The sequence below is a fragment of the Burkholderia lata genome, from assembly GCF_902499335.1.
Taxonomy (GTDB): domain Bacteria; phylum Pseudomonadota; class Gammaproteobacteria; order Burkholderiales; family Burkholderiaceae; genus Burkholderia; species Burkholderia lata_B.
This window is the reverse complement of record NZ_CABVQK010000005.1, coordinates 83,480-100,107: the sequence shown is the minus strand read 5'-3', so window position 1 is coordinate 100,107 and position 16,628 is coordinate 83,480. Positions and strand designations below refer to the sequence as shown.

Genomic DNA, 16,628 nt, shown 5'->3' with positions numbered 1-16,628 from the left:
AGACGGAGTAGACGGAGCAGATGCCATGACCTATGCGCACACCGACCACGTCCCGCACAGCTTCTGGACCCGCTACGTGTGGAGCCAGGACCACAAGGTCATCGCCGTGCAGTACGCGCTGACGGCCATCGCCATCGGCCTGGTCGGCCTCGTCTTGTCGGACCTGATGCGGCTGCAGCTCGGCTTTCCGGGCAAGTTCGCTTTCATCGACGCGAACCACTACTACCAGTTCGTCACGATGCACGGGATGATCATGGTGATCTACCTGCTGACGGCGTTGTTCCTCGGCGGCTTCGGCAACTACCTGATCCCGCTGATGCTCGGCGCGCGCGACATGGTGTTCCCGTTTCTCAACATGCTGAGCTACTGGGTCTACCTGCTGGCCGTGCTGGTGCTGGTGGCGAGCTTCTTCGTGCCGGGCGGGCCGACCGGCGCGGGCTGGACGCTGTATCCGCCGCAGGCGATCCTGCCGGGCACGCCGGGCGTGGAGTGGGGCATCGTGCTGATGCTCGTGTCGCTGGCTATCTTCATCGTCGCCGCCACGATGGGCGGCCTGAACTACGTGACCACCACGCTGCAGGCGCGCACGCGCGGCATGACGCTGATGCGCATGCCGCTCACGGTGTGGGGCATCTTCATCGCGACCATCATGGCGCTGCTGGCGTTTCCGGCGCTGTTCGTGTCGGCGGTGATGATGCTGTTCGACCGGACGCTCGGCACCAGTTTCTTCATCCCGGCCGTGGTGTCGATGGGGCAGACGCTCAAGCATGCCGGCGGCAGCCCGCTGCTGTTCCAGCACCTGTTCTGGTTCTTCGGGCATCCGGAGGTCTACATCGTCGCGCTGCCGGCCTTCGGCATCGCGTCGGATCTCATCAGCACGCACGCGCGCAAGAGCATCTTCGGCTACCGGATGATGGTGTGGGCCATCGTCATCATCGGCGCGCTGAGCTTCGTGGTCTGGGCGCACCACATGTTCATCGCCGGCATGAATCCGTACTTCGGCTTCTTCTTCGCCACCACCACGCTCATCATCGCGGTCCCGACCGCCCTCAAGGTCTACAACTGGGTGCTGACGCTGTGGCGCGGCGATATCCACCTGACCGTGCCGATGCTGTTCGCCATCGGCTTCATCAGCACCTTCGTGCTGGGCGGGCTGACCGGGCTCTACCTCGGCAACGTGAGCGTGGACATCCCGCTGTCGAACACGTACTTCGTGGTCGCGCACTTCCATATGGTGATGGCCGTGTCGCCGATCCTGGTGGTGTTCGGCGGCCTCTACCACTGGTACCCGAAGGTGACGGGCCGCATGCTCGACGACACGCTCGGCCGCGCGCACTTCTGGATCACCTTCGTCGGCACCTATGCGATCTATTTCCCGATGCACTATCTCGGCATCCTCGGCATGCCGCGACGGTATTACGCGTATCAGGGCTACAGCTTCATTCCAGATTCGGCGCAGACGCTCAACACGTTCATCACGATCGTCGCGCTGATCGTCGCGGCGGCGCAGTTGCTGTTCCTGTTCAACCTGGCGTGGAGCCTCGTGCGCGGCCGGCGGGCCGACGGCAACCCGTGGCGGGCCACCACGCTCGAATGGCAGACACCGCAAACGCCGCCCGTGCACGGCAACTGGGGCGCGACGCTTCCCGTCGTCTATCGTTGGGCGTACGAATACAGTCCGCCGGGACAAGAGGAAGACTTCGTGCCGCAAAACCAGCCGCCGGCGACGGCGCCTGAACCTGAAGCGGCCCATCCGACGCTTCACCCCGGCGAGGCCCGCGAATGACCACGCTGCCACGCCCCTTCGTTCCCGACGCGCCACCCGGCTTGCCGAATGCGGGGCGCACCGGCCTGGCCGTCTTCATGGCGGTTGCGACGACGTTGTTTTCGCTGCTGCTGCTCGCCTATGCGATGCGCATGCGTGAATCCGACTGGCAGCCGATCCCGCATCCGGCGCTGCTATGGTGGAACACCGGCGCGCTGGCGCTGGCCAGCGTCGCGATGCAGCGTGCCAGGCAACTGACCGCGCACCGTACGGCGTGGCTGGTGGGCGGCGGCGCGCTGGCGGCCGTGTTCGTGATCGGGCAACTGACCGCGTGGCACATGCTGTCGGCGGCCGGGCAGACCGTCACCGTCAATCCGTCCAACAGCTTCCTCTACCTGCTCACCGGCCTGCATGGCGTTCATGTACTGGGTGGGCTCGCGGCGTGGGCCGTGACGATCGTGCAGCTCCGGCGCGTGGACCCGTTCCGGGCCCAGCGGGCCATCGGGCTGTGCGCGCTCTACTGGCATTTCCTGCTCGCCGTCTGGCTCGTGCTGCTGGCGGCGATGTGGTGGCTGACGCCCGGGATCGTCGCCGCGATCTGCGGGCCGCTGTATGGAGCCGCGCCATGACCTCGCCCACGGCCCACACCGAATCCGCGGCCGAAGCGCCTGCGGCCCCGTCCGCCGACGCGCGGCCCGACGGCTGGCGCGGCATCGTCACGGACTGGTCGTCCGACCGCGAAGCCTTCAGGGTGCCGTGGGGCAAGGCGATGATGTGGATCTTCCTGCTGTCGGACACCTTCGTGTTCAGCAGCTTCCTGATCGGCTACATGACGGTGCGCATGTCGACCACGGCGCCGTGGCCCGACACGTCGAAGGTGTTCGGACTCACGGTGGGTGGCCTGGATGTGCCGTTGCTGCTGATTGCCATCATGACGTTCATCCTGATCACCAGCAGCGGCACCATGGCGATGGCGGTCAACTTCGGCTACCGGCGCAACGCCCGGCGCGCCGGCGCGCTGCTGCTCGCGACCGCGCTGCTGGGCGCGAGCTTCGTATCGATGCAGGCCCTCGAATGGACCAAGCTGATCGTCCACGAAGGTATCCGGCCCTGGGGCAACCCGCTGGGCGCGGCGCAGTTCGGCGCGTGCTTCTTCACGATCACCGGGTTCCACGGCTTTCACGTGACCTGCGGCGTGATCTACCTGCTGCTGATCGCGCGCAAGATCCGGCAGCCGGGGTTCACCGAACACGGCAACTTCCAGATCGTCGAGATCGCCGGCCTGTACTGGCACTTCGTCGACCTGGTGTGGGTGTTCATCTTCGCGCTGTTCTATTTGTGGTGAGGCAGCCATGGACCACACCGATCCCGCCGACCGGCCCGACGCCGCGCACGGCCAGCAGCATCCGATCGGCCTCTACCTGAAGATCTGGGGCCTGCTGTTCGTGCTGAGCACGCTGTCGTACCTGGTCGACTACTTCAACGTGCAGGGCCTGATGCGCTGGTTGCTGATCGTCGTGCTGATGATCGCCAAGGCCGGGCTGATCGTGTCGATCTTCATGCACATGATGTGGGAGCGGCTGGCGCTCGTGTACGCGATCCTGATCCCGCCGCTGTGCCTGCTGGTGCTCATGGTGCTGATGGCGGCCGAAGCGCATCACACGTTCGGGATGCGGGAGCTGTTCTTTCGCTGATGCCGTCGCCGGCTGATTCACGGGCGATGAACGCTTTGCGGACATCGGTTTACGCAAACATAGAGGAGGACGTCATGCAATTTTCACGTCGACGTTTTATCTCAACCGCCACCGTCCTGGCATCTGCGCTCGCCTTTGGACGCCGCGCGGCGGCGACGGATGCCGGAGCCGGCGCCGTGCAGGAATCCGACGCAAACGCCCAGGCCCTCGGCTACAGGACGGATGCCGGCCGGGTCGACCATGCGAAGTACCCGAAATTCCAGGCGGGCGAGGCTTGTGCGAATTGCCAGTTCTTCCAGGGCAAGCCCGGTGCCGCGACGGCGCCGTGCGCCATTTTCGGCGGCAAGCAGGTCAATGCGAAAGGCTGGTGCAGCGCTTATTCGAAAAAGGCGTAGCACGGCAGGGATGGCGTGGCGGCCGTGCCGCCGAATCGTCGTTGTCGATGAGGCGCGGCGAATATCGTCCCGTCACCGACGATGCCCCAAGACGACATTCGGATCGGCCATCGGCGCCGCGGTGAGCACCAACGCGATGCACGGGGGCGAGCACCTACAATGGAGCGTCCGCCGGCCGGCGCGTCACCCGGATTGCCTGGACGACGCACCGGCCGATCCACTCGCGACCCTCCAAGGCCAACATGGAAATCAAATGGATCGAGGATTTCCTCGCGCTCGCTCAATATCAAAGCTTTTCCCGTGCGGCTGAATTTCGCAACGTCACACAATCGGGCTTCAGCCGTCGCATTCAGTCGCTCGAACAGTGGATCGGCGCCGAACTGATCGACCGCAGCAGTTTTCCGCCGGTGCTGACGCCGGCGGGGCGCCTGTTTCGCGAGACGGCCGAAGACGTGCTCAGCCGCCTGTTCGACACGCGTGCCATCATCCGCACCGAGCAGCGGATCGCCGGCAAGAGCCTGCAGATCGCCGCGGGCCACACGATCGCGCTGAGTTTCCTGCCGGCCTGGCTCAAGGCGCTCGCGCCGCATTTCGGCGAAGTGCGGGCGCGCGTCGTTCCGACCAATGTCCACGACTCGATCCTGATGCTCGTCAACGGCAACTGCGAGCTGATGTTTGCCTATCACCATCCGGAGCTGCCGCTGCATCTCGACCCGGCGAAGTACGAGCACCTGACCGTGGGCCTCGACACGTTGATGCCGGCATGCCGGCCGAACCGGCGATCGGCGCCCGCGTTTCGCCTTCCCGGAACGAAGCAGCATCCGCTGCCGCTGATTTCGTATACGGAAACCAGCTATTTCGGCCGGTGTCTCGCGCTGCTTCTCGACCGTGCGTCGGACGTGCCGGCGTTGCAGCTGCACTACGAGTCCGACATGGCCGAAGTGCTGAAAAAGCTCGTGATGGAAGGCGAGGGTGTCGCATGGCTGCCCCGGAGCGCGATCGCGGCCGAACTCGCGGCCGGCGAACTCGTGCCGGCGGGGCCGGCGGCGTGGAACCTGGAAGTCGAACTGCGCGTGTATCGCGACGTGTCGAACCGCAGCGAATTCCTGGACACGCTCTGGCAGCATCTGCGCGCGGCACCTTCCCGGCTGGGGTAAGCGAGGGTTTTCCCGGCTTATGCGCAACTCGCATACCGGCATGTTGTACCGGCATCACGGACTTATTGACCGTCCCTACCATTCGTTCCAGCGGCAAAGGTGACGCGTGACCGGCGTCGCGCGGCCTTCTTCGCAGCGCTCGCCCGCCTTCCGGCGGCCGGGTGCCACCCAAGGACGGATGGACATGAAAAATCGCCTTACCCTGAGCATTGCAATCGGCATGATCCTCGGTGTCGTTGCCGGTTACGCATGCCACGCGAACATAGCGGACCCGGCCACGCTCAAAGCGGTCGCCGGCTATTTCTCGATCGTCACCGACATCTTCCTGCGCCTGATCAAGATGATCATTGCGCCGCTGGTGTTCGTGACGCTCGTGTCGGGCCTGGCCGGCATGGACGGCGGCGAAGACGTCGGGCGCATCGGTGCGCGGTCGATCGGCTGGTTCATCTGCGCGTCGCTGATTTCGTTGAGTCTCGGGCTCGTCATGGCCAATGCGCTGCAGCCGGGCGCCGGCCTGCACCTCACGGAAACCGCCGGCGAGGTGAACACCGGGCTGAATACGGCCGCACTGAACGCCCGGGACGTGATCACGCATGCGTTCCCGACCAGCCTGCTCGACGCGATGGCGCGCAACGACATCCTGCAGATCCTGGTGTTCTCGGTCTTTCTCGGCGTCGCGCTGAGTGCGCTGAAGCACGACAAGCGGGTCGGCGTCGTGATCCAGTCGATCGACGGGATGGTGCCGGTGATGCTGCGCCTGACGAACTACGTGATGCGCGCGGCGCCGCTCGGCGTATTCGGTGCGATCGCGTCGTCGGTCACGCTGCGCGGGCTCGACGTGATCTACACGTATGGCAGGCTGATCGGCGCGTTCTATCTCGGCTTGCTCGTGCTCTGGACGATCCTGGTCGGCGTGGGCTACGTGTTTCTCGGGCGGCGCGTCGGGAGCCTGCTGAAGGCCATGCGCGAACCCGCGCTGATCGCGTTCTCGACCGCGAGCAGCGAGGCCGCCTATCCGCGCCTGGCCGAGCAGCTCGAGAAGTTCGGCGTCGACAAGAAGGTCGTGGGCTTCACGCTGCCGCTGGGTTACGCGTTCAACCTCGACGGTTCGATGATGTATCAGGCGTTCGCCGCGATCTTCATCGCACAGGCGTTCGGCGTGCACATGCCGCTGTCGCAGCAGGTCTTCATGCTGCTGGTGCTGATGTTGAGCAGCAAGGGCATGGCAGGCGTGCCGCGCGGCTCGGTGGTGGTGGTCGCGGCGGTTGCGCCGATGTTCCATCTTCCGGCGGCCGGCGTCGCGATGGTCCTGGCGATCGACCAGATTCTCGACATGGGCCGCACGATGACGAACGTGATCGGCAACAGCGTGGCGACCGCGGTGATCGCGAAATGGGAAAGCCGGCGTGCCGCGAAGCCGCAAGACGCCGCATTCGACCAGCCGGAGCTGAACGCATGATGCGTACGGATAGCGTGAATGCCCGGCAGAAATTCGGTGTGGTCGGCGGTCTCGGGCCGCTGGGGAGCGCCGACGTGTTCTTCAAGATGGTGAAGGCGACGCCCGCGTCGTCCGACGAGGAACACGTCGAGATGGTCTTCGAACAATATCCGTTCAAGGGTTCGGGGTCGGGCAGTGCGGCGACCGTCGAACGCAAGCTGTACGTCTTCGACATGATCCGGGCGTTCGAGAAGCGTGGCGTGACGACGGTCGTGCTGCCGTGTTTCCTGAGCCATACGTTCATCGACGAGCTGAAGGCGAATACGCGCCTGCCGATCGTGGATATCGTCGAAGCCGTTCGCAACCACGTGCGGCGCAGATACCCCGACGCGACGCGCATCGGCGTGCTGGCTTCGGACTACGTACGGGGCAAGCGACTCTTCGAAGCGTATTTCCCGGCACCGCAATTCGAAGTCGTTTATCCGCGGGCACACGAGGGTATCGACCTCGTAACGGAGGCCATCTACGGCTCCGACGGCATCAAGCGCGGCAATCTTCGCGACCGGCCGGTCGCGTTGTTACGCCGCGCATGCGAGGACCTGGCCGATCAGGGCGTGCAGGTCATCGTGCCGGGGCTGACCGAGATCGCGCTGGTCGCGGACGAGATCGGCCCGCAACGCGTGCCGCTCGTGGATTCGAATCTGGCTTACGCGCAGTATGCGGTGACCGCGCAGCCGGGCTCGCGTGCGGCGACGTTCAAGATCGGCGTGGTCGGCGGCGTGGGTCCGGCCGCGACGGTCGATTTCCTGGACAAGATCGTGCGCAACACGCCGGCGTCGCGCGATCAGGACCATATCAAGCTGCTGGTCGAACAGAATCCGCAGATTCCCGACCGAACCGAGAATCTGGTGAGTGCCGGTGCGGATCCGACGATCTCGCTGTACGCGACCTGCAAGAAGCTCGAGGACGGCGATGCCGACGTTATCGCGATCCCGTGCAACACCGCGCATGCGTTCGTCGAGCGGATCCAGCCTTACCTCGGCATTCCGATCGTCAACATGCTGACCGTCACGGTCGCCCACCTGCGTGATACCTACCCGGCGCTGCGGGAGGTCGGCGTGCTGGCGACGTCGGGCACGATCGAAAGTGGGGTCTACCGGAAGGCGCTGGAATCGCAAGGACTCCGGCAAGTGGCGCCGGGGCCGGCGCTGCAGGCACGCGTGATGGAATCGATCTACGGAACACGGGGCGTCAAGGCCGGCTTCACGACCGGACAGTGCGAGGAGGATATCGGCGCTGCCATCGAGGGATTGATTGCCGAGGGCGTGAGCGTGATCGTGCTCGGCTGTACCGAACTGCCGATCCTGCTGCCGGGTGGCGAATATGTCGCGCAGGACGGGAGCCGGGCGACGCTCGTCGATCCGACCGACGTACTCGCCCGGCAGTGCATTGCCTATGCGACGGCGGCCGGCGGCTGATTGGGGGCCTGCTTGAGGCGAGCGTCGATGACGTGGTCGAGGCGCCGTTCGTGCGCCTCGGCACGAGGTCAGGTTCTACCCGCGTCGCCGGCGCCCGGCCCGGCCGCGCGCGTGATGAACGGGTTTCCCGATGGGGGCGCCGCGGCGTAATCCTTGTACGAGGAAAAGGCGTAGTTCAGTAACTGCGCCGCGCCAGATATTCGTGCAGCCGCAGTGGGCGCACCGAGGACCACCGCGAACACGCGGCGCTTCATCGCCGGGGCTTGCTGCGGCCGGCTCGCGGTCGCGACGATGCAGTATCCGGCGGCCGCGGTGTGCCCCGTCTTCAGGCCGTCCACGGATGGATCCATACCCAGCAGCCAGTTCTTGTTGCGCTTCTCGAATTTTCCGTAGGAGAAGTGCTGCTCGGACGAGTATCCGTAGTATTCCGGGAAGTCCCGGGTGACGCGGAGTGCCAGCGTGGACAGATCGCGAGCGGTCGAATGGTTGCCCGGCGTCGTGATGCCCGATGGCGTCGTAAAACGCGTGTGCTGCATGCCGATCTGCCGCGCGGTGTCGTTCATCAACTGCTCGAAGCCGGACAGCGAGCCGCCGACCCGCTCGGCCAGAACCAGCGCCGCATCGTTCGCCGACGCGACGATCAGGCCCTGGACCAGGTTTCGGACCGTGACGCGGTGCCCGGGGACCAGATACATCCGGGCTTCGTCGTTGCCGACTTCCGCCACATCGGACGCGCGGACCGTCACCTTCTCGTCCCAGCCAAGTGTTCCGTTGCGCAATGCACGGAGGACGACGTACGCGGTCATGAGCTTGGTGAGCGAGGCGGGCTGACGCTCCGCGTCCGCGTTGTGCTCGGCCAGGATCTGCCCGGATTCGCCGTCGACGACGAGCCATGACGCGGCTTGAATGTCGGGTGGTGCGGGCGCGGCTTCGGCTGCTGCTGCTGTCAACCAGGTGGTAATGCCGGCCAGCAGGATGGGTAAGCGGAAGAGGGAATGGAATCGTTGGGGTGTATGCCGCATAACCTGCATGGGGACGTGAGTCGTGACGGGAAGAGCGGGTCGAATTTCGACCGGGAAGCGTCTGGCGCGACGTAGCGCGACAGGATTCGCGGACGCCGATCATAAGCGATGACGCGACGCGTGCGATGCCGTGTCGGCATTGCGCGATGCGTGCACGGCATACCAGCTCGAATGTGCGGGCGCGCGCTGTTGCGACGCGCACCCGCCGAGTGTCGTTCAGCGTGCGCTGTCGATGATCGAACCGCCGTCCGGCGTGAGGCTGTAGCCCGTCAGGAACCGGGCGTCCTTGCTGGCGAGGAACAGGACGACGGGCGCGATGTCGTCGTCGGGTTCGCCGAAGCGACCCAGCGGGTTGGCCGGCGGCGGCACGTTGGCGTTCTCGCCCCACGTTTGCGCCAACGGCAGCACGTTGTTGACCGTGATCCGGTCGGCGGCCCATTCGCGCGCGGCGGTTCTCGTCAGCGCACGCACCGCTTCCTTCGCCATGTTGTACGGTCCGTATCCCGCGAGACCCATGACGCCGGCCATCGAGCCGAAGTTGATCACGCGGCCTTCGCCGCTCGCTTTCAGGTGCGGGTAGGCCGCCTGCATCATCCTCAGGTACGCGATGGGCCCGAGATCGAAGTTGCGTTGCAGCTTCTCCACCGACAAATCGGCGATCGACGAAAACGGCGCGGACGGATCGAACGCATTGTTCACGAGGATGTCGATGCCGCCGCAGGTCGTGGCAACCTTGTTGACGGCCGCGTTGATCTGGTCGGCGCTGCCGAGATCGCAAGGGATGCCGAGCGCGTGGCCGCCGGCGGCCTCGATGTCGGCGACGACCGCATCGACGTTGGCCGGCGTGAGCGACACGACCGCTACCGTTGCGCCTTCGGCGGCGAACCGTTTCGCGGTGGCACGTCCGATTCCCCGGCCGGCGCCCGTGACGATGGCAATTTTCCCGCTGAGTCGGGCCATGGTGTTCTCCTTCAGGTGATGATTGCGTGACCCACTGTCGCGGCGATGCCATACGGTGACGGAATGTCGCGCGCTGCGTTCTGCGTGGTGAATGAAACGACGAGACAGACGAGGGCGACCGCTGCCGGCAGTGCGTCGCGCGGCTTGCGAACACCGATGTGCGCCAGTCCGGAAAGCAGCAGGTGATAGAAGACGCCCGCGTACGCGAGATCGCTGAGCGGTACGCCGACACGGGTCAGGATGGCCGCTACGGCGCCGACCTTCGCGACGGTCAGGAGCGGCACGAGATACGCGGGATAGCCGAGTCCGACGAGGATTTTGCGGACCCGGTCCCGCTTGACGATGTAGAGCGTCGCGGACGTGAGATAGAGCAGCGACAGCAATGCGGTGCTGATCCAGTATGCGAAATTTTCAGCCATTTGTTGCGGGTTCCTGAGTTTCGTCGATATCGACTTGGCACAAGAATGTCGTCTAAGATGAAAGCCCGCAAGTAGGATGATTTTCTGTCTGCCGGTATGGAAAAGATGACTAACGACGCCGACGAAGTGAACATGCACGACGAAATGCGGCGCGCATTCGCGCTGCTTTCCGGAAAGTGGAAGCTGGAGATCATGTGGTTGCTCAACCAGCGCGTCTATCGATTCGGTGAACTACGAAAATCGATTCCCGGCATCACGCAGCACATGCTGACGGCGCAGTTGCGCGAGCTGGAAGCGGACGGCTTGATTACCCGCACGGTGTTTGCGGAAGTGCCGCCGCGCGTCGAATACGAAATCACCGAAAAGGCGCGCGGTCTCGGGCCGACCATGGAGGCGCTGACGGCGTGGTGGAACGAGTACGGGCGCACCGTACCGGTCAAGCCGCCGGGGCGTGGACGCAAGACCAGTCCCGCCAAGGCGAAGCCGGGGTGATCCGGCGCGTTTTCCGGCATTCGCGGAGCACGCCGGCACAACCGCAAGAATCCTGATCTCGCCGGTACGCTCATCGGGCTCGCTTCTGTTGCTACCGGGCAGCGCAACGGTCGGAGCAAGTGCCATCGTGACAGGCATGATCCCGCAAAAACCTTCGCATCACTCGCGCCTCGTCAAGTTGCTCACGTCGATTCCCGGGGCATGTGAATGACGATCGCATGCCAACGCCTTGATCTGCTACGTCACGTTCGTCTTCCGGCGACGCAAGTCAATGATGGAGCAGCGGGAAAGCCACGAGTCCGATGACGGCGGCCGCGATCACGATCACCGGTTCCTGCAACTTCCTGAAACGCCACAGCAGCAGTACGGTTGCGACGGCGAGCAGTGCAGTCGGGATGTCGACGATCGACCGCTTCGCGATGACGAGGACGGAGCCCGTGATCGCACCGACCGCTGCGGCCGTGATTCCGTCCACGAACGCCTTGACGCCCGGCCGATGTCCGTATTTCTTCACGTAAGGCGCCGGAATGACCGTGAACAGATAGCAAGGCAGGAACGTGCCGAGCGCCGCGACGCACGCACCGGGAAAGCCCGCCACGAGATACCCGATGAAGCCAACGGTGATCACGACGGGACCCGGCGTGATCATCGCGACCGCGACCGCGTCGACGAATTGCTTGTCGTTCAGCCAGTGATGTTCGGTGACGACGCCGCCGTAGAGGAATGGCACGATCGCGAGCCCGGAGCCGAACACGAACGCGCCTGCCTTCATGAAGAACGTGCCGATCTGAACGAGCTGCGGCAAATCGATGCCGCTCAGCAGCCCGCTGGCTGCCGGCAGATGGGCGGCAGCGACTGCATTCAGCCCGCCTTTGTGCAGCCACTTGGGTGGCGCACGCCACAGCCAGCCGATCAGCCCGGCGACGATGAACAGCCACGCGATTTCCGATTCCGTGATGAAGGTCACGGCGGCCAGCGTCAGGAAGATTGCCCACAAGAGCCGGTCGTGACCGACGGTTTTCGTCGTGAGCTTGTACGCGCTCATCGCGATGATGCCGACTACCGCGGCGCCGACGCCGTAGAAGACGGCCTGCATCCAGGACAGCCCGCCGAAATGCGCGTACGCGAACCCGAGTGCGAGCACCATCAGGAACGACGGCAGCACGAATGCGAAGCCCACCAGCGTCGCGCCCAGGATGCGGTAGTGGACGAAGCCGAGATAGATCGCGAGCTGGGCTGCCATCGGCCCCGGGGCAAGCTGGGCCAGCGTGAGCCCTTCCTTGTAGTCGGCTTCCGTGATCCAGCCGCGACGCTCGACCAGGTCGCGACGCATGTAGCCTGCCAACGCCACCGGTCCGCCGAAACCGAACGTGCCGAGACGCAGCATGTAGGCGACCAGCTCGCCAAGCGAATAGGTCGGTTCGGTCGTGGCGATGGCGGTGGTCATGATCTGGCCGCGGTTTCGTTCTTGCCGTTCGACGTGAAGTGCACGTACAGGGAGTCGAGTACGGCGCCCATCTGCTCGAGCAACTGATCGTCGTTCTCGGCCCGCTGGCGCGTGCCGGCCATCACGGCCTCGAAGCCGACTGCTTCAGGCGCGGCAGGGCCGCCCACGTCGAGTGCGTGCACGATCTCGCCGAGCCGCATCAGCGCCGCGTCCGTGTCGAGCCCGAAGCTGGCGAGCAATACCTCGAACGTCACGCGTTCGCCCGCGTGCGTGAACGTCGCACCGTCGAAATCGAAGCCGAGCGCGTCAGCCGGACAATCCGCCGGCGACGCAAGCCAGATGAAGCGGGCATGCGCGTCGATGAAGCGGCGGATCAGCCACGCGCTGGCGACGCGATCGACCCACATGCGTTGCCGTGTCGCCCAGGTTCGACCTTGATATTCGTCGATCGCCAGCGGACGGACAGGGCGGTCCGCGGCGTGCGGCTCGCCCGGCGACAGCACGGTGTCGACCAGCGCGACGAAATCCTGCAGCGCGACTTCGGCGCGGGTTGCCGAATCGCGCGGGAAATAGTCGATCGCCCGGATGGCGTCGAAATCCTTGCGCAAGCGACGCAGCAGGCGCGTGAGCTCCGTGGGGGACTGCCGGGCCAGTGTCTTGCGCGCGTCGGTGAGCGCTCGCGTGAAAGTCGCGTAGTCGTCGTCGCGGTCGAACAGCGCGCGGAATTCCTGTTCCTGTGACGCGTCGAGACTGGGCGCGCGCAGCAGGTAGGCCGTGCCGCCGCTCTCGGCGATCGCGTCCGCGAGCTCGCGCAGGGTCTGCTCATGCTCGTCGGTGTACGGCAGCAGGTAGATGCCGTCGCGGAGCACCGCGCAACCCTTTGATTTGAGCGCGCGCCAGAACCGCATGCGGGCCGTCGCGTTTTCGGTTGGAAGGGTCAGAACGAGGAGTGACCAAGTCGAGATAGTGTCCATGTAGCGGATACTACTCATGCGTTACAACATCTACAAGTTAACTTTTCGGGTGATGCATGCGGTGGTGCTGCACCCGTCATCCCCAGGCGACGCGTAACAGCCCTCGGGGGGATTCGAATGGTTGGCGGGGCGCGCCCCACGCCGCAGCGAACCGGCATGCCGCGGGTCGTCTTTCAGGACGGATCCGTCGCGCAAGCGAAACGTCGGGAAGGGGGAATCGGGATAGGGTCATCCGTCGGCGTGACGCAGCAGAGGTGCCGCACGACGGACGAACTGAAGAGGCGTCGAGGTTGACGACGCACACGCCGCGCGACGTGGCGAAGTCTGCTATTCCGATCGTACGGCGTCGGTATCCGGCGCCGTGCGATCGGCCAGGCGATTCACGGCGTCACGACAAGCACGGTATGCATACCGGCAGCATAGTGTCCCGGCTTGTTGCAGATCAGCGCGTAGCGTCCGGGCATGAGCTTGAATGACGCGCGTTTGCTCTTGCCCGGTGCGATGTCTTCGACTTCGCCGATCTTTTTCAACTTGTGCTCCAGCACCAGGCCCTTGCGGACAGGTAGTGCGTCATCCGCGAGATCGGTCCTGAGCAGGACGAGTTCGTGCTCCATGTTGTTGTCCGCGGCGTTCTTGACATCAAGCGTGACGCGGCCCGCTTTCACGTTGTGTGGCTCGAGCTGGATCGAGTTCGACAGCAACGTCGCGTTGACGGTTTGCTCTGCCCGGCTCGCAGGCGAGGTCATGCCGAGCGCAGTCACGCCGGCGAGGATGGCGATGCGGTAAATGGCGTCCATGACAGCTCCCTTTGCAACGAAACACCGCACCTGCCAAGCGTCCGGTGACTTCCGCATTCGATACGCCGCGCACGCAGATACCCCTGCCAGTGCGACGGCATGAACGCTTGCTTGGGGCGGTACGTGCTGTAAACGTGCACGGCGACGCGTTTATTCCTGGGGTCGGCCAGCGTCCCTTGCACGGGTCGTTCGTGCAACGCAGGAACGTCGCCGGCAGATCGTGCACGCGCGGCTTGCGCTACGCGGTCTCTGCTGCAACGGTGTTCGTCGGCTGCCGATCCGGTCTCTCGGCACCATCCTTGCGATATCCCTACGGATACCCCTCCTCCCTATATGGAATCGGGAATTGAAATATACTCCCCCCCGCTATATGAAGGAGCCATCATGAGTCACACCGTCAAGGAAAAGCAGAAGCTGCTGAATCGCGTTCGCCGCATCAAGGGGCAGGTCGAAGCCATCGAACGCGCGCTGGAAGAAGAGCGCGGCTGCAACGAAATCCTGCAGCGCATCACGAGCAGCCGCGGCGCGATGAACGGACTGCTCGCGGTCGTGCTCGAGGATCACATTCGCAGCCATTTCGTCGATGCCGAAGGGCACGAAGACGAAGGCAGTGCGACCGAACAGCTGATCGAAGTCGTTCACAGCTATTTCAAGTAATCAGGTGCAGAGATGAGTGAATTCAAGGATGCCGCTTTCGGTGCGGGGCACGATCACATTTTTCTGGGTGCCGCGCACGAGGAGAACGAGCGCAGGACCTGGATGGTGATCGGTCTGTGCGCGGCGATGATGGTGGCCGAGATTGTCGGTGGTTCGATCTTCGGCTCGCTGGCGCTCATCGCGGACGGGCTGCACATGTCGACGCACGCGGGCGCAATGCTGATTGCCGCGCTGGCATACACCTATGCGCGCAAGCATGCGAGCGACCCGCGCTTCGTATTCGGCACGGGCAAGCTCGGCGACCTGGCCGGCTTCACGAGTGCAATCGTGCTCGCGATGATTGCGTTGCTGATCGGGTATGAGGCGGTCGCGCGCTTGCTCGCCCCGGTGCCGATTCATTTCGGCGAGGCGATTCCGATTGCGGTTGCGGGCTTGCTCGTCAACATCGCGAGCGTCTGGCTGCTGAGCGGCGATCACCATGGCCATAGCCACGGGCATGGTCACGGCCATCATCACGGGCATGCTCATGGCGGCCACGACGATCATGCGCACGAAGAGGAAGTGCACAAGATCTTCGATCAGCAGGGCGTATTCCTCGTGTCGGTGTTCGAGGATGGCGTCCCGCCCGTGTTCCGCGTGGCGCCTGCCACGAGCGATACGAAGCTCGTCGATGCGAAGGCCGTGTCGGTGACGACGATCCGTCCCGACGGTACCCGGCAAGCGTTCGCGATGGAAAACCGGGGCGGTTATCTGGAGTCGGTCGACGAGATCCCTGAACCTCACGAATTCAAGGCCATCGTTCGGTTGAACGACCACGAGCATGAACTCGGGTTCGAAGAACATGATCACGGAGCGTCCGCCTCGGCAACACGCGATCACAATATCCGCTCCGCCTACATTCACGTGATTGCCGATGCGGCAGTTTCCGTCCTGACGATCATCGGCCTGCTGCTCGCGCGTGCGTTCGGGTGGGTCTGGATGGATCCGGTCGCAGGCATTATCGGCGCGCTGGTGATTGCGAACTGGTCGTACGGCCTGATGCGCGACACGGGCGGTATTCTGCTCGACATGAATCCGGATCGCCGGCTGGCGGACAACGTGCGCACCGCGATCGAAGGCAGCGGCGACAGGATCAACGATCTGCACGTCTGGCGCCTCGGGCCGGGGCACATGAGTGCGGTCGTCTCCGTCTCGACCGACGACACGGCACGGGATTCACGCTTCTATCACGGCCTGCTGCAGCGCTTCAAGGATCTCTCGCACGTGACCGTCGAGGTCGTGCCCGCCGCGAGGGGGCACTGACGATGGCGGTCAAATCGCCTTGCGTCGAAGTGTGCGCGTTCGATGGCAGGACCGGCTACTGCGTGGCGTGCCTGCGCACGCGGGACGAGGCCCGTGGGTGGAAGAAGATGACGGATCATCGGCGTCACCAGATCGTGAACGACCGGGCCCGGCGGGAGGCAAAGCTGACTCGCGAGCCCGTCGGCTGACCGGCGTTCGTCGGCGGCGCGCCGGGCATGTTTGGGGATGGCGCGGCGTATCGTGGCCGATGCCGCTGATTCTTGTGTCGGTCGAGACCTGATCGGTCAGCTGACGTCAGCGAAAATGACCGGCGACGCCGGCATCGTAATGGGCGATAGGCCCCGGTTGAATTTGCCCGACTCGGTGCCGGCCTGCATCGGACTGGCCGGCGGCGACCGATAGCGGAATCCGGTCGATCTGTGATTTCGTGATGCCCGCATCGCGCCATGCCGTTCCGGTCGGCACCACGCCATTCCTTCCGGCTTGCATCTCGCCCCCTCGCCAGCCGCCTGCCCATGACGCCCCCAGGGTCGTCATGGAAAACTGTATGAATATACAGTATAGTGTCCGTCAAAATCGAGCCGCACAGGTGCAACCCATGCAATCCTTGCGGCCCGTGCGCCGCGCCTGT

At 64.6% G+C, this 16,628-nt stretch carries 19 protein-coding genes; 12 read left to right on the top strand and 7 right to left on the bottom strand.

Features of this window, described 5'->3' with window-relative positions; all coding sequences use genetic code 11:
• Window positions 1–25: 25 nt before the first annotated feature.
• The 8 genes from ctaD to BCO18175_RS13750 all read left to right on the top strand — a co-directional run bounded on the left by ctaD (window position 26) and on the right by BCO18175_RS13750 (window position 7,927).
• Complete coding sequence (gene ctaD, locus BCO18175_RS13785) at window positions 26–1,786, top strand: cytochrome c oxidase subunit I (RefSeq protein ID WP_174981625.1); 1,761 nt, start codon at window positions 26–28, stop codon at window positions 1,784–1,786.
• The gene (locus tag BCO18175_RS13780; RefSeq protein ID WP_174981622.1) at window positions 1,783–2,394 is read left to right on the top strand and encodes a cytochrome c oxidase subunit 3; all 612 of its coding nucleotides are present in this window, start codon (window positions 1,783–1,785) and stop codon (window positions 2,392–2,394) included. The genes ctaD and BCO18175_RS13780 overlap by 4 nt, the downstream gene beginning before the upstream one ends.
• Window positions 2,391–3,110 carry a heme-copper oxidase subunit III family protein gene (locus tag BCO18175_RS13775; protein ID WP_174967069.1) on the top strand — a complete coding sequence of 240 codons (720 nt, stop codon included), beginning with the start codon at window positions 2,391–2,393 and terminating at the stop codon, window positions 3,108–3,110. The genes BCO18175_RS13780 and BCO18175_RS13775 overlap by 4 nt, the downstream gene beginning before the upstream one ends.
• A gap of 7 nt (window positions 3,111–3,117) precedes the next feature.
• Entirely contained in the window at window positions 3,118–3,459 is a 342-nt protein-coding gene (locus BCO18175_RS13770) for a cytochrome C oxidase subunit IV family protein (protein WP_174981618.1), read from the top strand.
• A 74-nt stretch (window positions 3,460–3,533) separates the two neighbouring features.
• On the top strand, window positions 3,534–3,854 hold the full coding sequence (locus BCO18175_RS13765; protein WP_174981616.1) for a high-potential iron-sulfur protein: 321 nt from the start codon (window positions 3,534–3,536) through the stop codon (window positions 3,852–3,854).
• A gap of 242 nt (window positions 3,855–4,096) precedes the next feature.
• Window positions 4,097–5,011, top strand: coding sequence for a LysR substrate-binding domain-containing protein (locus BCO18175_RS13760; RefSeq protein ID WP_174981613.1), 915 nt, complete (start codon window positions 4,097–4,099; stop codon window positions 5,009–5,011).
• Window positions 5,012–5,195: 184 nt separating this feature from the next.
• Window positions 5,196–6,470: a dicarboxylate/amino acid:cation symporter gene (locus BCO18175_RS13755; protein WP_174981610.1), complete on the top strand. Its 1,275-nt coding sequence runs from the start codon at window positions 5,196–5,198 to the stop codon at window positions 6,468–6,470.
• Window positions 6,470–7,927: an amino acid racemase gene (locus tag BCO18175_RS13750; protein WP_174982229.1), complete on the top strand. Its 1,458-nt coding sequence runs from the start codon at window positions 6,470–6,472 to the stop codon at window positions 7,925–7,927. Before BCO18175_RS13755 ends, BCO18175_RS13750 begins: the two co-directional genes overlap by 1 nt.
• 68 nt (window positions 7,928–7,995) lie before the next feature.
• Here BCO18175_RS13750 and BCO18175_RS13745 read toward each other — a convergent pair whose 3' ends face one another.
• The 3 genes from BCO18175_RS13745 to BCO18175_RS13735 form a co-directional block, all read right to left on the bottom strand.
• Window positions 7,996–8,958: a D-alanyl-D-alanine carboxypeptidase family protein gene (locus BCO18175_RS13745; protein WP_174981607.1), complete on the bottom strand. Its 963-nt coding sequence runs from the start codon at window positions 8,956–8,958 to the stop codon at window positions 7,996–7,998.
• A 207-nt stretch (window positions 8,959–9,165) separates the two neighbouring features.
• Window positions 9,166–9,909, bottom strand: a complete 744-nt coding sequence (locus BCO18175_RS13740) for an SDR family NAD(P)-dependent oxidoreductase (RefSeq protein WP_174981604.1) — start codon at window positions 9,907–9,909, stop codon at window positions 9,166–9,168.
• An 11-nt stretch (window positions 9,910–9,920) separates the two neighbouring features.
• Window positions 9,921–10,328: a DoxX family protein gene (locus BCO18175_RS13735; RefSeq protein WP_174981603.1), complete on the bottom strand. Its 408-nt coding sequence runs from the start codon at window positions 10,326–10,328 to the stop codon at window positions 9,921–9,923.
• Window positions 10,329–10,424: 96 nt separating this feature from the next.
• Here BCO18175_RS13735 and BCO18175_RS13730 point away from each other — a divergent pair, with 96 nt between their 5' ends.
• Entirely contained in the window at window positions 10,425–10,820 is a 396-nt protein-coding gene (locus BCO18175_RS13730) for a winged helix-turn-helix transcriptional regulator (RefSeq protein ID WP_174981601.1), read from the top strand.
• A gap of 268 nt (window positions 10,821–11,088) precedes the next feature.
• Here the strand turns inward: BCO18175_RS13730 and BCO18175_RS13725 are convergent, their stop codons facing one another.
• From BCO18175_RS13725 to BCO18175_RS13715, 3 genes are all read right to left on the bottom strand, one after another.
• On the bottom strand, window positions 11,089–12,267 hold the full coding sequence (locus BCO18175_RS13725) for a chromate transporter (protein WP_174981598.1): 1,179 nt from the start codon (window positions 12,265–12,267) through the stop codon (window positions 11,089–11,091).
• Window positions 12,264–13,241 (bottom strand): chromate resistance protein ChrB domain-containing protein, encoded by a 978-nt coding sequence (locus BCO18175_RS13720; protein ID WP_174982227.1) that lies wholly within the window; start codon window positions 13,239–13,241, stop codon window positions 12,264–12,266. Before BCO18175_RS13720 ends, BCO18175_RS13725 begins: the two co-directional genes overlap by 4 nt.
• A gap of 380 nt (window positions 13,242–13,621) precedes the next feature.
• Window positions 13,622–14,038 carry a plastocyanin/azurin family copper-binding protein gene (locus BCO18175_RS13715; RefSeq protein ID WP_174981595.1) on the bottom strand — a complete coding sequence of 139 codons (417 nt, stop codon included), beginning with the start codon at window positions 14,036–14,038 and terminating at the stop codon, window positions 13,622–13,624.
• A 384-nt stretch (window positions 14,039–14,422) separates the two neighbouring features.
• On the opposite strand from BCO18175_RS13715, the gene BCO18175_RS13710 reads away from it, so the two are divergent.
• The 3 genes from BCO18175_RS13710 to BCO18175_RS13700 are packed head-to-tail and all read left to right on the top strand — an operon-like array spanning window position 14,423 to window position 16,185.
• Entirely contained in the window at window positions 14,423–14,695 is a 273-nt protein-coding gene (locus tag BCO18175_RS13710; RefSeq protein WP_059573241.1) for a metal/formaldehyde-sensitive transcriptional repressor, read from the top strand.
• A gap of 12 nt (window positions 14,696–14,707) precedes the next feature.
• Window positions 14,708–15,997, top strand: a complete 1,290-nt coding sequence (dmeF, locus tag BCO18175_RS13705; RefSeq protein WP_174981592.1) for a CDF family Co(II)/Ni(II) efflux transporter DmeF — start codon at window positions 14,708–14,710, stop codon at window positions 15,995–15,997.
• A 2-nt stretch (window positions 15,998–15,999) separates the two neighbouring features.
• The gene (locus tag BCO18175_RS13700) at window positions 16,000–16,185 is read left to right on the top strand and encodes a DUF1289 domain-containing protein (protein WP_174981589.1); all 186 of its coding nucleotides are present in this window, start codon (window positions 16,000–16,002) and stop codon (window positions 16,183–16,185) included.
• Window positions 16,186–16,291: 106 nt separating this feature from the next.
• Here the strand turns inward: BCO18175_RS13700 and BCO18175_RS13695 are convergent, their stop codons facing one another.
• A complete protein-coding gene (locus BCO18175_RS13695; protein WP_174981587.1) occupies window positions 16,292–16,534 on the bottom strand; it encodes a hypothetical protein in 243 nt (80 codons plus the stop codon).
• Window positions 16,535–16,628: the final 94 nt, after the last annotated feature.

What these genes read in the sequence shown, in the direction of transcription:
- BCO18175_RS13755 (WP_174981610.1), top strand. Translation starts at nt 5,196, where the DNA reads ATGAAAAATCGCCTTACCCTGAGCATTGCAATCGGCATGATCCTCGGT.
- BCO18175_RS13750 (WP_174982229.1), top strand. Translation starts at nt 6,470, where the DNA reads ATGCGTACGGATAGCGTGAATGCCCGGCAGAAATTCGGTGTGGTCGGC.
- BCO18175_RS13730 (WP_174981601.1), top strand. Translation starts at nt 10,425, where the DNA reads ATGGAAAAGATGACTAACGACGCCGACGAAGTGAACATGCACGACGAA.
- BCO18175_RS13740 (WP_174981604.1), bottom strand. Translation starts at nt 9,909, where the DNA reads ATGGCCCGACTCAGCGGGAAAATTGCCATCGTCACGGGCGCCGGCCGG.
- ctaD (WP_174981625.1), top strand. Translation starts at nt 26, where the DNA reads ATGACCTATGCGCACACCGACCACGTCCCGCACAGCTTCTGGACCCGC.
- BCO18175_RS13720 (WP_174982227.1), bottom strand. Translation starts at nt 13,241, where the DNA reads ATGGACACTATCTCGACTTGGTCACTCCTCGTTCTGACCCTTCCAACC.
- BCO18175_RS13780 (WP_174981622.1), top strand. Translation starts at nt 1,783, where the DNA reads ATGACCACGCTGCCACGCCCCTTCGTTCCCGACGCGCCACCCGGCTTG.
- BCO18175_RS13700 (WP_174981589.1), top strand. Translation starts at nt 16,000, where the DNA reads ATGGCGGTCAAATCGCCTTGCGTCGAAGTGTGCGCGTTCGATGGCAGG.
- BCO18175_RS13775 (WP_174967069.1), top strand. Translation starts at nt 2,391, where the DNA reads ATGACCTCGCCCACGGCCCACACCGAATCCGCGGCCGAAGCGCCTGCG.
- BCO18175_RS13715 (WP_174981595.1), bottom strand. Translation starts at nt 14,038, where the DNA reads ATGGACGCCATTTACCGCATCGCCATCCTCGCCGGCGTGACTGCGCTC.
- BCO18175_RS13695 (WP_174981587.1), bottom strand. Translation starts at nt 16,534, where the DNA reads ATGACGACCCTGGGGGCGTCATGGGCAGGCGGCTGGCGAGGGGGCGAG.
- BCO18175_RS13770 (WP_174981618.1), top strand. Translation starts at nt 3,118, where the DNA reads ATGGACCACACCGATCCCGCCGACCGGCCCGACGCCGCGCACGGCCAG.
- BCO18175_RS13760 (WP_174981613.1), top strand. Translation starts at nt 4,097, where the DNA reads ATGGAAATCAAATGGATCGAGGATTTCCTCGCGCTCGCTCAATATCAA.
- dmeF (WP_174981592.1), top strand. Translation starts at nt 14,708, where the DNA reads ATGAGTGAATTCAAGGATGCCGCTTTCGGTGCGGGGCACGATCACATT.
- BCO18175_RS13725 (WP_174981598.1), bottom strand. Translation starts at nt 12,267, where the DNA reads ATGACCACCGCCATCGCCACGACCGAACCGACCTATTCGCTTGGCGAG.
- BCO18175_RS13745 (WP_174981607.1), bottom strand. Translation starts at nt 8,958, where the DNA reads ATGCAGGTTATGCGGCATACACCCCAACGATTCCATTCCCTCTTCCGC.
- BCO18175_RS13710 (WP_059573241.1), top strand. Translation starts at nt 14,423, where the DNA reads ATGAGTCACACCGTCAAGGAAAAGCAGAAGCTGCTGAATCGCGTTCGC.
- BCO18175_RS13765 (WP_174981616.1), top strand. Translation starts at nt 3,534, where the DNA reads ATGCAATTTTCACGTCGACGTTTTATCTCAACCGCCACCGTCCTGGCA.
- BCO18175_RS13735 (WP_174981603.1), bottom strand. Translation starts at nt 10,328, where the DNA reads ATGGCTGAAAATTTCGCATACTGGATCAGCACCGCATTGCTGTCGCTG.